The 13,255-nt window shown below is 63.7% G+C and carries 15 protein-coding genes; 9 read left to right on the top strand and 6 right to left on the bottom strand.

Translation table 11 applies throughout. The annotated features are described in order from the left end of the window. Positions 1–46: 46 nt before the first annotated feature. The 6 genes from gyrB to INF26_RS00230 form a co-directional block, all read right to left on the bottom strand. Complete coding sequence (gene gyrB, locus INF26_RS00205) at positions 47–2,086, bottom strand: DNA topoisomerase (ATP-hydrolyzing) subunit B (RefSeq protein ID WP_193528755.1); 2,040 nt, start codon at positions 2,084–2,086, stop codon at positions 47–49. A 134-nt stretch (positions 2,087–2,220) separates the two neighbouring features. Continuing rightward, complete coding sequence (locus INF26_RS00210; RefSeq protein WP_193528756.1) at positions 2,221–2,790, bottom strand: hypothetical protein; 570 nt, start codon at positions 2,788–2,790, stop codon at positions 2,221–2,223. Further along, entirely contained in the window at positions 2,783–3,877 is a 1,095-nt protein-coding gene (recF, locus tag INF26_RS00215; protein ID WP_193528757.1) for a DNA replication/repair protein RecF, read from the bottom strand. The genes INF26_RS00210 and recF overlap by 8 nt, the downstream gene beginning before the upstream one ends. Positions 3,878–3,884: 7 nt before the next feature. Further along, a complete protein-coding gene (gene dnaN / locus INF26_RS00220) occupies positions 3,885–4,985 on the bottom strand; it encodes a DNA polymerase III subunit beta (protein WP_193528758.1) in 1,101 nt (366 codons plus the stop codon). Between the two features lie 236 nt (positions 4,986–5,221). Further along, positions 5,222–6,781, bottom strand: a complete 1,560-nt coding sequence (gene dnaA / locus INF26_RS00225) for a chromosomal replication initiator protein DnaA (protein WP_193528759.1) — start codon at positions 6,779–6,781, stop codon at positions 5,222–5,224. A gap of 73 nt (positions 6,782–6,854) precedes the next feature. Next, positions 6,855–7,802, bottom strand: a complete 948-nt coding sequence (locus INF26_RS00230; protein ID WP_193528760.1) for an ATP-binding protein — start codon at positions 7,800–7,802, stop codon at positions 6,855–6,857. 371 nt (positions 7,803–8,173) lie between these two features. Here INF26_RS00230 and rpmH point away from each other — a divergent pair, with 371 nt between their 5' ends. From rpmH to INF26_RS00275, 9 genes are all read left to right on the top strand, one after another. Beyond that, positions 8,174–8,308, top strand: a complete 135-nt coding sequence (gene rpmH, locus INF26_RS00235; RefSeq protein WP_072373740.1) for a 50S ribosomal protein L34 — start codon at positions 8,174–8,176, stop codon at positions 8,306–8,308. A 4-nt stretch (positions 8,309–8,312) separates the two neighbouring features. Then, positions 8,313–8,636 (top strand): ribonuclease P protein component, encoded by a 324-nt coding sequence (rnpA, locus tag INF26_RS00240; protein WP_193528761.1) that lies wholly within the window; start codon positions 8,313–8,315, stop codon positions 8,634–8,636. Then, entirely contained in the window at positions 8,637–8,873 is a 237-nt protein-coding gene (yidD, locus tag INF26_RS00245) for a membrane protein insertion efficiency factor YidD (RefSeq protein ID WP_193528762.1), read from the top strand. Between the two features lie 23 nt (positions 8,874–8,896). After that, the gene (locus INF26_RS00250) at positions 8,897–9,670 is read left to right on the top strand and encodes a YidC/Oxa1 family membrane protein insertase (protein WP_193528763.1); all 774 of its coding nucleotides are present in this window, start codon (positions 8,897–8,899) and stop codon (positions 9,668–9,670) included. A 74-nt stretch (positions 9,671–9,744) separates the two neighbouring features. Next, positions 9,745–10,332 (top strand): Jag family protein, encoded by a 588-nt coding sequence (locus INF26_RS00255; RefSeq protein WP_193528764.1) that lies wholly within the window; start codon positions 9,745–9,747, stop codon positions 10,330–10,332. A gap of 106 nt (positions 10,333–10,438) precedes the next feature. Next, positions 10,439–11,161: a 16S rRNA (guanine(527)-N(7))-methyltransferase RsmG gene (rsmG, locus tag INF26_RS00260; RefSeq protein ID WP_193528765.1), complete on the top strand. Its 723-nt coding sequence runs from the start codon at positions 10,439–10,441 to the stop codon at positions 11,159–11,161. 128 nt (positions 11,162–11,289) lie between these two features. Further along, complete coding sequence (locus INF26_RS00265; RefSeq protein ID WP_193528766.1) at positions 11,290–12,090, top strand: ParA family protein; 801 nt, start codon at positions 11,290–11,292, stop codon at positions 12,088–12,090. Continuing rightward, on the top strand, positions 12,083–12,952 hold the full coding sequence (locus INF26_RS00270) for a ParB/RepB/Spo0J family partition protein (protein ID WP_193528767.1): 870 nt from the start codon (positions 12,083–12,085) through the stop codon (positions 12,950–12,952). The genes INF26_RS00265 and INF26_RS00270 overlap by 8 nt, the downstream gene beginning before the upstream one ends. Further along, positions 12,952–13,188: a hypothetical protein gene (locus tag INF26_RS00275; protein ID WP_193528768.1), complete on the top strand. Its 237-nt coding sequence runs from the start codon at positions 12,952–12,954 to the stop codon at positions 13,186–13,188. Before INF26_RS00270 ends, INF26_RS00275 begins: the two co-directional genes overlap by 1 nt. Positions 13,189–13,255 lie beyond the last annotated feature (67 nt).

The following is a 13,255-nucleotide window of genomic DNA, read 5'->3' on the forward strand; positions in this document are numbered from 1 at the left end:
CGGTGTGGAAAAGTGACTGTCCCTTTTCCACACCCCGTCGGGGTGGTTACGCGTCGAGGAAGCGGGCGTCGTGGGCGTGCTTCTCGATGTAGTCGCGGCGGTACTCGACCTGGTTGCCCATGAGCTCGCGGACGGCGCGGTCGGCCATGGCGGCGTCCTCGATGCTCACGCGCTGGAGGATGCGGGTCTTGGGGTCCATCGTCGTGGAGGCCAGCTGCTTGGGGTCCATCTCGCCCAGGCCCTTGTAGCGCTGGACGGAGTAGCCCTTGCGGCGGCGTCCCGAGCCCTTGATCGCGGCCTGGGACTTGGCGTCGGACTCGTCCTCTTCGTTGGGGTTGAGGCCGAGCTCGCGGATGGAGCGGTTCAAGATCTCGTCCTCGGGCGTCTTGCCGTCCGGGTAGACGTAGTGGATCTTGTTGCGCACCTTGATGCCGAAGATCGGCGGCGTGGCGATGTAGACGTAGCCGGCGTCGATGAGCGGGCGCATGTACTTGTAGAAGAAGGTCATCAGCAGGATGCGGATGTGCGCGCCGTCGACGTCGGCGTCCGTCATGATGATGATCTTGTGGTAGCGGGCCTTGGAGATGTCGAAGTCGCCGCCCTCGCCGGAGCCGGTGGTCACGCCGGTGCCGATGGCGGTGATGAGCGCCTGAATGGTGTCGGAGGAGAAGGCGCGGTGGTCCTGCACGCGCTCGACGTTCAGGATCTTGCCGCGCAGGGGCAGGATGGCCTGGATGTCGCGGCGGCGCCCGTCCTTGGCCGAGCCGCCTGCGGAGTCGCCCTCCACGATGAAGAGCTCGGTCATCTCGGGGTCGCGCACGGAGCAGTCGGCCAGCTTGCCGGGCAGCGCCGCGCTCTCGAGCAGGCTCTTTCGGCGTGTGGCCTGACGCGCCTTCTGCGCGGCGAGGCGGCCCTTGGCGGCCTGGGAGGCCTTCTTGAGGATCTCCTTGGCCTGGTTGGGGTGCTCCTCGAGGTACTCGGCCATGCCCTGAGACACCACGCGGTTCACGAGCGTGCGCATGTAGGAGCTGCCGAGCTTGGCCTTGGTCTGACCCTCGAACTGCGGGTCGGGCAGCTTGACGGAGATGACCGCCGTGAGGCCCTCGCGGATGTCGTCGCCGGTGAGGTTGGCGTCCTTCTCCTTGATGATGTTCTTGGCGCGACCGTAGTCATTGATCACCTTGGTGAGGGCCGTGCGGAAGCCCTCGAGGTGCATGCCGCCCTCCTCGGTGTAGATGTCGTTGGCGAAGGAGAGGGTGTGCTCCGAGTAGCCGGTGTTCCACTGCATGGACACCTCGACCTCGCCGGTCTGCGCCTCGGGGGCGTCCGCGGCGGAGCGACCCTCGATGTAGATCGGGCGGGAGAGGCCGGGCAGGATGTCCTTCTCGGCGTTGAGGAACTTCACGAAGTCGATGATGCCGCCGGCGTAGCAGAACTCGTCGGTGCGCGGGGTGAGCTCGCGCTCGTCGACCAGCGTGATCTTGAGATTCTTGTTGAGGAACGCCGTCTCCTGCAGGTGGTCGTGCAGGGTGTCGTAGCTGTAGGTGGTGGTCTCGAAGATCTCCTCGTCGGGCCAGAACGTGATGGAGGTGCCCGTGGCCTTGGAGCTGCCCACGACCTTCATCTTCTGCACGGTCTTGCCGCGCTCGAAGACCATCTCGTAGATCTTGCCGTCGCGCTTGACCTGGGCGACGAGCTTCTTGGAGAGGGCGTTGACGACGGAGACGCCGACGCCGTGCAGGCCGCCGGAGACCTTGTAGGCGTTGTTGTCGAACTTGCCGCCGGCGTGCAGGATCGTGAGGACGACCTCGAGGGTCGGGATCTTCTTGACGGGGTGCTTCTCCACGGGGATGCCGCGGCCGTTGTCGTCGACGGTGATGGAGTTGTCCGGGTGGACGGTCACCTTGATCTTGGAGCAGAAGCCGGCCATGGCCTCGTCGACGGAGTTGTCCACGATCTCCCACACGAGGTGGTGCAGGCCGGACGCGGACGTCGTGCCGATGTACATGCCGGGGCGCTTGCGCACCGCCTCGAGGCCCTCGAGGATCTTGATGGAATCCCCGCCGTAGTCGTTCTTCTTTGCCACGCTCACATCCTCTCGCCGATGGTTTGTCCCAAAAGGCGTCTGTCTTGCTCGGGCTGATACCAAAACAGGCATAACCCAAGCAATGATAGCGGTTGTGAGGCTGTGAGAGAGCTTCTAAGGCCCTTCTCAACAAATTAGCTATGTTCTTGCTTCTGTGCTTGGTAGGACACTCTCATCGCCCGAGAGACGCTGTCGCGCAGCTGCTCGGGAAGCCCCGCGCAGAGCTCGTCCACGCGGCGCTCCTCCTCCGCGGTGAGCTCCGGGAGGGGTCGCGCGGCCTTCGGGGCCGCCACCGGTCGGGAGGCGTCCGCGCGCCGGTCCAGGTAGCGCTGCCTGGAGAGCTTGAAGCGGACCTCGGAGAAGCGTAGGCCGCAGGTCGCGAGCCGCGCGGGGTAGATCTCCCGGCGGGCCATGAGGTCGACCTCGCTCGCCTTGCTGTCCACGTAGACCACGAGCACCGGGTCGACGCCCGCTCGGCGGTCGTCGACGTAGGTCCCCACGGTGTGGGCTCGCTCGTAGTCCCCGTTGACCGAGAACCACGCCCTGCCGACGTTCCACGTGGAGCGCAGGCCATCGCCCATGTCCTCGTTCGCGGCGACGTCCCCGAGCAGGTCGGCGAGGCTCTCCGCGGCGCGCTCGCGCCGGACGGTCTCCCGCTCTATCTCGCTTCTCGCCGCGCGGGCGTCTCGGTCTCTCTCACTCACCGAACCTCACCACCTCGGCGGCGGCGAGGAGCTCGGGCGAGAAGTACCCGAGGTTCGTCGTCGTTATCAGCGTCTGTATGCCGCCCCCCACGAACTCGACCGCCGCGGCGCGGCGCCGCTCGTCGAGCTCGCTCATGACGTCGTCGAGCAGAAGCACGGGGCGGCTCCCCAGGATCTCCCCGGCGAGCTCCACCTCCGCCATCTTGAGCGCGAGCACCACGGAGCGCTGCTGTCCCTGCGAGGCGTAGGTCCGCGCGTCGCGGCCGCCCACCGTGAAGGTGACGTCGTCCCGGTGCGGCCCGACGCAGGTCTGCTGGCGCCGCAGGTCCTCGGGCCTGTTCGCGGCCAGCCGCTCGAGGAGCAGCTCGCGCAGCTCTTCTCGGCCCATGCCCTCGCAGCCCTCCCCGAGGGTGCACCGGTAGGCGCACGAGAGGCTCTCCCCGCCGGCGATCGCCTCGTAGGCGCGCGAGACCTTCTCCGCCAGGCGGGTGAACATCCTGAGGCGCGCCGCCAGGAGCGTCGCCCCGCCCAGGGACACCGACGCGTCCCAGGCGTCGAGCAGGGAGGGGTCGGGGTACTCGTCCCTCAGCAGGCGGTTCCTTTGCTCGACGGAGCGCTGGTAGGCGGCGAGCACGTTGGCGTAGCCGCGGTTCGCCTGGCGCCCGAAGGCGTCCAGCTCGTCTCGCCTCAGGCGCGCCGAGCCCTTGACCAGGGACAGGTCGTCCGGCGAGAAGAGCACCGACATGAGGTCGCCGGGCATGTCCGCGGCCTGGCACCGCTTGCCGTTGCGCGAGAAGCGCCGCGCGGAGGGCTCGGTCGTCACGTCGCAGCGAAGCTCTATGACGCGCCCGTCACCCTCGAGCCGCGCGTCCAGGCGCGCCGAGCGCTCCCCCTCGCGCACGAGCTCGCGCGGGGAGGGCCGGCGGAAGGACGTGCCCGCGGTGAGCAGCTGCAGCGCCTCGACCGTGTTGGTCTTGCCCACGGCGTTGTGCCCCACGAGCACGGTCACGGTCGGCGACGGCTCGAGCTCCAGGCGCTCGAAGTTCCTGAAGTCCGCGAGGGACAGGTGCGTGACGAGAAGCCCCATCGAACACCTAGAGGCGCATCGGCATGAGCAGGTAGAGGTAGTTGATCTTGCCGTTGCACTTGAAGATGCTCGGCTGGTTGGCGCTCTGGAGCTCCAGGCGCACCTCGCTCGCGTCGGAGACGGCGTTCACGCAGTCGAAGACGTAGTGGTAGTTGAGGCCGATCGAGAGCGTCTGCCCCTCCACCTCGCACGAGATCGTCTCGGAGGAGTCCCCCTGGTCCGGGGAGCTCGCGGAGAGGCGGATGAGGCCCCCGTCGGCGTCGACGTCAAAGCGGATCGTCGCCTTCTGCTGCGCGATGACGGAGACGCGCTTGAGCGCCGAGGAGAACTCCTCGACGTTGAGGGTCGCCGCGGTCGCGCAGGACTGGGGAAGGAGCTGACGGTAGGAGGGGAAGTTGCCCTCGAGCTGGCGCGTCACGAACGTCGTCGTCCCGAACGTGAAGACGACCTGGTTCTCGCTCGTCCCGATCGACAGGGTGTCGGTCATGGAGGGCATGGCGAGGACGTCGTGGAAGACGGCACCGTTGATGACCGAGCAGAAGGGCTCCTCGGGAGCGGCCTCGACGGAGGAGTCGCAGACCGCCAGGCGGAAGGAGTCGGTGGCCACGAGCCGGATCGTGTTGTCCTCGACCGTGAGCTGGATTCCCTGCAGGTACTGGCGCGTCGGCTCCTTCGAGGTGACGCGGTAGACCTTGTCGACCATGCGGGCGAGCAGCTCGCTCGGCAGCTCGATCGTGCGCTGGGCCTCGACCTCGGGGAAGGACGACCAGTCGGCCGCCGAGAGCGTGTTGAGGCGGAACGTGGACTTCACGCAGGAGATCGTGACCATGCGGCCCTCGGTCTCGAACGTCACGGCCGCGTCCGGAAGCGTCTTGGCGATGTTGAGGAGCACCTTGCCGGAGACCACGGTCTCGCCCTCCTCCTCCACGTTGGCCGGGACGAGGTGGCGGATGGAGATCGTGAGGTTGTTCGTCTGGAGCTCAAGGGTCCCCTCCGCCGCGCGGAGATAGATTCCGGAGAGTATGGGCAGCGTCGAGTTGGTCCCCATGCCCTTCGACACGACGGTGAGGGCCTTCATCAGGGAGGACTGGCTGACTGTGAACTTCATCGGGTGCCCCTTCTTCTAGGTACTTATTAAAAAGAATAAGAACAGTAGTAGTAAAAGAGTCTGCAGAAAAGAAGAAAAGTCGAGACCCGCGAGGTCAGAGGTAGTTCTTCTCGTCATGTGACGGGGCTTGGAATTCAACAGCTACCGACATCGGAGAGACGGCGAGAAAAACGTTCGACATCGATTCCCTCCTTTTCACCCCCTTTCTACAACGTTCCCACAGACGGTCTACAGCGTCAGACGTTTCCGGTGATCGACTCGCGGATCTGCATGAGACGGTCGTAGAAGGTCTTGTCCTCCCGCTTGGCCTCGTCCACGACGCTGATGCTGTGCATGACGGTGGCGTGGCTGCGCCCGCCGAAGTGCTTGCCGATGTCCGCGAGCGTGCGGTCGCAGAGCTCGCGTGAGAGCCAGATGGCCACGTGGCGCGCCTCCATGAGCCCCTTGTGGCGCTTGTTGCCCACGAGGCTCGAGTGGTCGATGTCATAGAACTTCTCGACCGCGCGCTGCACGTCCTCGATAGAGACGGCTCGCCCGGAGCTGGGCCAGCACTCCTTGGCCACGGTCTCGATCTCCTCCTTCGTTATGGAGGAGCCCCTGCGCTCCGCGGTGGTGGCGGCGAAGAGGCAGCGCTGGCAGAAGCCCTCGATGACGCGGATGTTGTTGCCCGCGCGCTCGGCCATGTAGCTGCGGGCCTCGGGCGGGACGGTGCCCGTCAGGCCGGCCACGTTCTCGCGCACGGCGTCGTCGCGCATGCGCTCGCAGAAGGTCTCGATGAGGCGGAGCTTGAGCTCGTAGCTCGGGACCTGGATGGGCGTGGTGAAGCCGGCGGAGAGGCGGCTCGTGATGCGCTCGTCGAACCCGTCCTTGCCCATGCCGAGCTGTGCCGGGGTCCGGTCGGCGGCGAGCACGATCTGCTTGCCGTTGGCGATGAGCTCGTTGAAGGTGTCGAAGAAGAAGCCGAGCGTGCCGGCCTTGCCGGACATCTTCTGGACGTCGTCGATGATGAGGACGTCGACGTCGGCATAGCTCTGCCTGAGTGCCGCGGCCGCCGAGCGCTCGGAGTGGCGCATGGCCTCGGTGTAGTCGGTTATGAAGGAGGACGCGTCGCGGTAGACGCACAGGCGCGACGGGTCGTTCTTTGCCACGTAGTTCTGGATGGCGCGCAGCAGGTGGGTCTTGCCGAGGCCGCTCTTGCCGTAGATGAACAGCGGGTTGTAGGTGCTGTTCATGCCGTTGGCCACCTGGAGGGCGGCCTGGTAGGCGATGTCGTTCTCCTCGCCGCGGACGAAGCGGTCGAAGGTGAGCTTGGAGGTCGTCTGGGAGATGTCCTCGACGAGCGGGTTGTTCCTGCGGCGCATCGCGGCGGCCGCGCGGGCCTCCTCGCCGCTGTTCTCCTCCCAGGTGTCCTCGGCGATGACGCGCGTGGTCGGGCCGCTCCAGGTGGCGACGTGTCCGTCGCCGGTGGCGGCCGCCCAGCTGTCCGCCTCCTCGCGGGACATGGAGGAGGTGGGGGCCGCGGCGGGCCGCGCCTGCGCGGGCGCGAACTCGAGGTCGAGGCGTATGGGCTCGAAGGCTGCCTGCGAGAGGCACTCCTCGATGATTGAGGCGTTCTTCGAGACGGTCTTGAGCACGAGCCTCATCGGGGTCTCGAGGCGCAGCGTGCCCCCCTCCATGCTCGTGGGTGTGCAGTTCCTGAGCATGGCGAGCGTCGACTCGGGGAGGTCCCGCGCGGCGAGCAGGTCAAGGGTGTCCTGCCACAGAGCCTCGGCGTCTGATTCCAGAGAGAGTTCCATATGTGTCGCATTCCCGATTGTTGAAAACAGCGACGCATAGTATAGCGATTGTAGATAACTTGGCCCGGAGAACCTAGACGAGCGTGCGTCCAATCCCGGTGAGCTGATACTTCTGCCCGACCTTGGTCACGATGCCCTGCGCGGCGAGGTTGGAGAGTACCCGCGACCACGTGGGACCTGACGAGCCGAAGGCTCGCGTGAGGTCGGACGGGCCGGCGCTGCCGCGCGCGGCGATGAGGGAGACGGCGTTGGACGAGCGCTCGTCGAGCTCGATCGCGGGCATCTGAGGCGCGGCGGGTGCGTGGGCGTACGCCGGCTGCTGTGGGGCCGTCGCGGGCCAGGGTTGCGGCGGGACTGCTGCGGGCCAGGTCTGCTGCTGCGAGTGCGTCCAGTAGGTCTGCGATGGCGCTCCCTGCCACGCGGGTGCGGCCACGGCCGCGGGTGCCTCCTGCGCGCCGAGGCGCTCGGCGCCGGATATGCCGCGGGCCTCGTCCGCGGGCCTCGTCGAGAGCGTGACGACGGTGCCGCCGGCTATGTTGTCCTCGACCTCGAGGCTCCCGCCCTTGTCCTCCATGTACTGCTGGACGTAGGGAAGGCCGCTCCCCACCCCGCGGATGTAGCGCTTCATCTCCTCGGTCGCCGAGGAGGTGCCGAACTCGAGGGCCAGGCCCTTCTCGCGTATCCCCGGGCCCTGGTCGGAGAAGCGGATGGTGTTGCCGTTGTCGAGGATCGAGATCGTGGGGGCCTGGAAGTAGGCGTGGATGAAGTTCTCCACGATCTCGCGTATGACCATGAAGGGTATGGCGCCGCCCTGCTCGCGGGCGAGCCTGGTCACGGTCGCCGTTATCTCCTCGAGGTAGGAGCGCACGTCCTGGGGCTCTATGACGACCACGCGCGGAGCCGCCGAGGCGTCGTCGTAGACGGCCACGCGCGCGGGATGCTCGACCTGGATGGAGCCCGTGCGCCCGTCCGTGACGTCCGTCTCGCCGTTCTCGACGAATGGATAGAAGTCCTGCGGCACTGCTTACCTTTCGACAACCGTTCGTCACCTGTAGAAAACTTTTCGCTGAGAATTCTATTCGAATGAAACTTTTCAACAGGCGATAAAAACTTGTTGATAACTCGTCTGACACGGGAGGAAATTCTGAAAAATCATAGCATTGAAACGACGTGGTTTCTCGATTTGGAAGAATGAATCCATTCTTCGGTTTCGTGAAATCGGGATTTCACGAGCGGCCGAGAAGCGCCGCATGGGCCTTCCTGTGCTCTCTACCTGCGGAGCAATCGTGAAGATATTCTGTCGTGAAAATTGACAGCGCCCGCGCGAGACCTTTACAATCTCTGAGCTTATTGCTCTATCTGGACGTTCATACCCAATCGGGAGGAATAGAAATGAAGCGTACGTACCAGCCCAACAAGCGCAAGCGCGCCACCACCCACGGCTTCCGTGCCCGCATGGCCACCAAGGGCGGCCGCGCGGTTCTCGCCCGCCGTCGTGCGAAGGGTCGCAAGCGCCTCACCGTCTAGTGCCGTGAAGGGGACCATCAAGTCCAGGGGGGACTTCGAGCGGGTCTTCTCGCGGGGGAGACGGTCGGGAGACCGCCTCGTTCGCGTCCGCTCGGTCGCGACGGGGGACGGAAGGCCCGGCAGGGTCGCCTTCGTCGCCGCCAAGCGGCTCGGCAACGCGGTGTACCGCAACAGGTGCAAGCGCGTGCTGCGCGAGGCCGCTCGGCTGGAGGGTCTTCCCGTCGCAGGCCGCGACGTGATTCTCTTCTCCACGAACGAGACGCACGACAGCAACCCGCAGGAGGTCGCCGCCTCCCTGAGGAAGCTCCTCAAGAAGGTCGACGCATAGATGGTTCCCGGTACTCTGGGCGCGCTCCCCGCACGGGGTGCCCGCGCCCTGATTCGTTTCTATCAGAGGCGAATCTCCCCGCAGCTTCCCGCACGGTGCATCTACTCGCCCACGTGTTCCGAGTATGCCTATCGCGCCATCGAGAAGTACGGGCTTGTTCGAGGGGGAGCGCTTGCGTTTCGCAGGATTCTCAGGTGTCACCCCCTTCACGCCGGAGGTTATGACCCCGTCCCCTGAGGGAGACGGGCCACGGAGGAACCATGTGGGAATGGTTTATTAGCTTTCTTACGTCCGTCCTCTCGGGCATCGAGGGGTTCGTCGGGGACTGGGGTCTCGCGGTCATCGTCCTGACGGTGATCATCCGCCTCATCCTCACGCCGCTCATGGCCCACTCCACGAAGTCCACGGCTCGCATGCAGGTCATGCAGCCCAAGCTGAAGGAGATCCAGGAGCGCTACGCGGACGACCCGACCCGCCAGGCCGAGGAGCTGCGCAAGGTCTACGCCGACATGAAGTTCAACCCGCTCGGCGGCTGCCTCCCCATCATCCTGCAGATGCCTGTCTTCTTCGGCCTCTTCTCGGTTGCCCGCGACATCTCCCAGCTCGACGCCAACGCGAGCTTCTTCAGCATCCTCCCGTCCATCTCGGTCTCCTGCTCCCAGATGGTGGAGTCCGGGAACTGGGCGGCCGCGGCGCCTTACCTCATCCTCGTCGCTCTCTTTGGCGTCCTGACTTTCATCCCCATGGTGCTCAACACCTCCATGCAGGACGCCTCCCAGCGCTCCCAGACCATGACGATGGGTGCGGTCATGTCCGTCATGATGCTCGTCTTCGGCTGGGGCGTGCCCGCCGCCGTCCTGCTCTACTACGTGACCTCCTCCCTCTGGCAGGTCGTCCAGCAGAAGGTGATCACGCAGCGCGTCGTCGAGAAGGCGAAGGCGGAGGCGGAGGCGGAGGCCGAGGCGGCCAGCAGGCCGATCGAGGTTGACGTCGTGCGTCGCGAGAAGAAGCCGCGTCCGCACAAGAAGAACTAGCGACAACAGACCAACAACTGTTGTGATAGTAGATTTCTAATTCACTGATTTATCTGTTTTCACAGGAGGCGGACATGGCCGAGGACACAGAGACTCAGATCCTTGAGGAGACGGAGGAGCAGAGCGCCCCTACCGTCGTCGAGGACGACTTCTCTGACATCCGCAGCCGATTCGAGGCTGGCGAGGAGCTGAGCGACGACGAGATGGATCGCATCGCGGACCTTGCCGTCGGCTATCTCAAGGGGATCCTCTCCCTCTTCGGCGAGGACTCCTGCTCCATCGACGAGTACGACGGCGAGAATGGTGAGCTCATTCTCGACGTGAACGGCGGTGACCTCGCCGTCCTCATCGGACGCCACGGTCGCACGCTCGACGCGCTTCAGATGGTGCTGACGTCTCTCATGAGCAGCCGCATCAAGTTCTACTATCCCATCGTCGTCGACATCGAGGGCTACAAGTCCCGCCGTCGCAAGAAGCTTGAGGACATGGCGCGCAGCTCCGCCGCTCGCGCCAAGGAGCGTGGCGGGAAGGTCACGCTGTCTCCGATGAACGCCTACGAGCGTCGCATCGTCCATCTGGCGCTCGTCGGTGACGAGGGTGTGACCACGCACTCCGAGGGTGAGGAGCCCGAGCGCAGGGTCGTCATCACGGCGGTTCGCTAGGCTTGCATCCATATACGAATCGATGGGGAGGGCATGTTGAGTGCCCTCCCCATTTCTGTGACAATTCCTTTTGAGACACTGGTTTCTGTCAGAGAGTGTGACCGACATGGATCTTGTTCTGCAACTACGCAAGGAGCTCGCCACCTATGGCATCCCCTGTTCCGAGGAGCAGGGTAATCTGCTCGTGTCCTATCTCGATCTAGTCATCGAGAAGAACAAGGTCGTTAATCTGACGCGCATCTCAGACCCTGTCGAGGCCGTGACACTGCACCTCGTCGACTCACTGCTGCCGCTTTCCTGTGATGAGATAACCATCAGACCTGAGGATAGCTTCCTCGATATGGGAACGGGTGCCGGCTTTCCTGGCGTCCCCGTCGCAGTGCTCACTGGTGCCCAGGCACTTCTCGTCGACTCTGTCGGAAAGAAGGTTGCAGCGGTCGAAGAGTTTGCTCGACAGCTCAGACTGACAGGGGTTTCGACAAAGCACTCGCGTCTCGAGGATCTTGCTCGTATGATCCCTGGTTCACAGGACTACGTCTTCGCGCGCGCTGTTGCACAGACGAACGTGCTCATCGAATACGCTACTCCCTTTCTGAAGCAAAACGGCATGCTTGTTGTCGAGAAGGGCCGTCCTGAGGACAGCGAGCTCCTCGAGGCAGAGCGTGCCGCTGAGATTTGCGGACTTGCCCTTGTTTCACGTGAAACCTTTGAGCTTCCACGAGATCTTGGACATCGTGAGATCCTTCTGTATAGGCGTGTCAGAAAGAGCAAGATTAAGCTGCCGCGCAAGGTAGGCATGGCTAAGAACAGTCCACTTGGTCTGAAGTAGTTTCACGTGAAACAGCCCGTTTTGACGTAAAACAGAGAGCAAAACAAAATTGAGAAAAGATGTGGATGTTTCACGTGGAACATTCTCGTATCATGCTGACTAGAGCTTGGCTGTGAAACGGAGGTCAAATGAGCTACAAAGATACCAAGCGAGGACTTCCCCAGCGCGACAGCAAGGTGATAGCTGTCATCAACCAGAAGGGTGGCGTTGGAAAGTCGACGACGGTCATCAATCTCTCTGCGACGTTGGGAGAGAACAAGAAGAAGGTACTTGTTGTCGACTTTGACCCTCAGGGGAACTCGACGAGTGGCTACGGCATCGAGAAGGAAGAGCTCGAACACGACGTCTATGACGTGATTCTGCACGATTATCCCATCGAGGACGTGATCTTGGAGACCTGCGAGCCCAATGTCTTCATCGTCCCGGCAACCATCCAGCTGGCGACTGCAGAAATCGAGCTTGTGACTGCGATGGCTCGCGAGTCTGTCCTCAAGGATGCCCTCGCAAAGGTGAAGGACGAGTTCGACTACGTGTTCATCGACTGTCCCCCCTCACTTGGCCTTCTGACCATCAACGCACTTATCGCGGCAAACTCGCTGCTCATTCCCATCCAATGCGAGTACTACGCACTTGAGGGAGTTGCAAAGCTCCTCGAGTCGATGGAGATGGTGAAGCGCCGCATGAACCCTGACCTCGACATCTTTGGTGTGCTCATGACGATGTACGACAGCAGAACGACGCTCTCAAACCAGGTGGTCGAGGAGGTCAAGGGTTACTTCGGAAAGAAGATGTTCAACACGATCATCCCGAGGAACGTGAAGCTGTCCGAGGCGCCGAGCCACGGTCTTCCCGTCGTGAAGTACGCACGTGTGAGCAAGGGATCTCTGGCATACATGAAGCTGGCGAAAGAGGTGGTTGCTCGTGGCTAAGAAAACAGGGCTTGGTAAGGGTCTCGGGCTTCTCGTCGGCGAGGCCGACGCCGAGACTGCTGGGATGCGCCCGGATTCGACCCTTCCCATCGACCGTGTAAAGCCGAACAAGGGACAGCCGAGAAAGCGCTTCAAGCCGGAGGACCTCGCAGAGCTGACCGACTCCATCAAGCAGAACGGCATCCTGCAGCCCATCCTCGTTCGCAAGAAGGGCACTGGATACGAGATCGTCGCAGGCGAGCGCAGGTACCAGGCGGCTCGAGCCGCCGGTCTGACGGAGGTCCCGGTCGTCATTCGCGACATCTCCGACGAGGATGTCTTCAAGCTCGCCCTCATTGAGAACCTCCAGCGCTCCGACCTCACGCCGCTCGAGGAGGCGAGGGGCTATCGACAGCTGATCAAGGAGAAGGGTCTGACGCAGGAGGAGCTCGCGAAGGCGTTGTCCAAGTCCCGCTCGGCGATCACCAACACCATTCGCCTGCTCGACCTCCCCAAGGAGGTGCAGGAGCTCGTCGACGACGGGAGTCTGTCAGCAGGGCATGCCCGGGCGATCCTTGCCGTGCCGAGCGAGGACGGGCGCATCAGGCTTGCCAAGAAGGTCGTCGAGGAGCGTCTGTCGGTCCGTCAGACAGAAAGTCTCGCACCGCTGTTTTCTGTCAGTGAGCACACGGAGCGGGCAGTGCGTACGCCGATGCCCCAGTCGTTCAAGCGAGCCGCCCGTCAGATGCGCCTTGCCCTGGACACCAACGTTAAGGTCAGGAGTGTGCGCGGCAAGAACAAGGTCGAGATCGAGTTCAGCGACGAGGAGGAGCTGGCCCACATCGTGGAGCTTCTCGCCGGCCCGAGGTCGTGGTCCGACTGATGAGGAGAATCGGGGGGACACTACTGCTCGCAACAATTGCCGCGGCGGCTGGCGTGGTCGCCTATAGGTTCCTGCTCTCTGACGCGGCGAAGGAGTCGCTCAGAGAGTGCGCGTCAGGCGTCCGCGACGCCGCAGACAAGGTGAGCAGAGCGATCGATAGGGATCAGCTCGTCGAGGAAGACGGTCTTCCCAACCGGGAGAGGACCATCTCCGACTGGGAGCAGCTCGGATATTAGAACGTATGTTCTAGTCAAGAAAGACACGAATACGCCCCGGACTCCCTGCGGGTCCGGGGCGCTCTTC

The organism is Thermophilibacter gallinarum (genome assembly GCF_014982725.1).
GTDB lineage: Bacteria > Actinomycetota > Coriobacteriia > Coriobacteriales > Atopobiaceae > Thermophilibacter > Thermophilibacter gallinarum.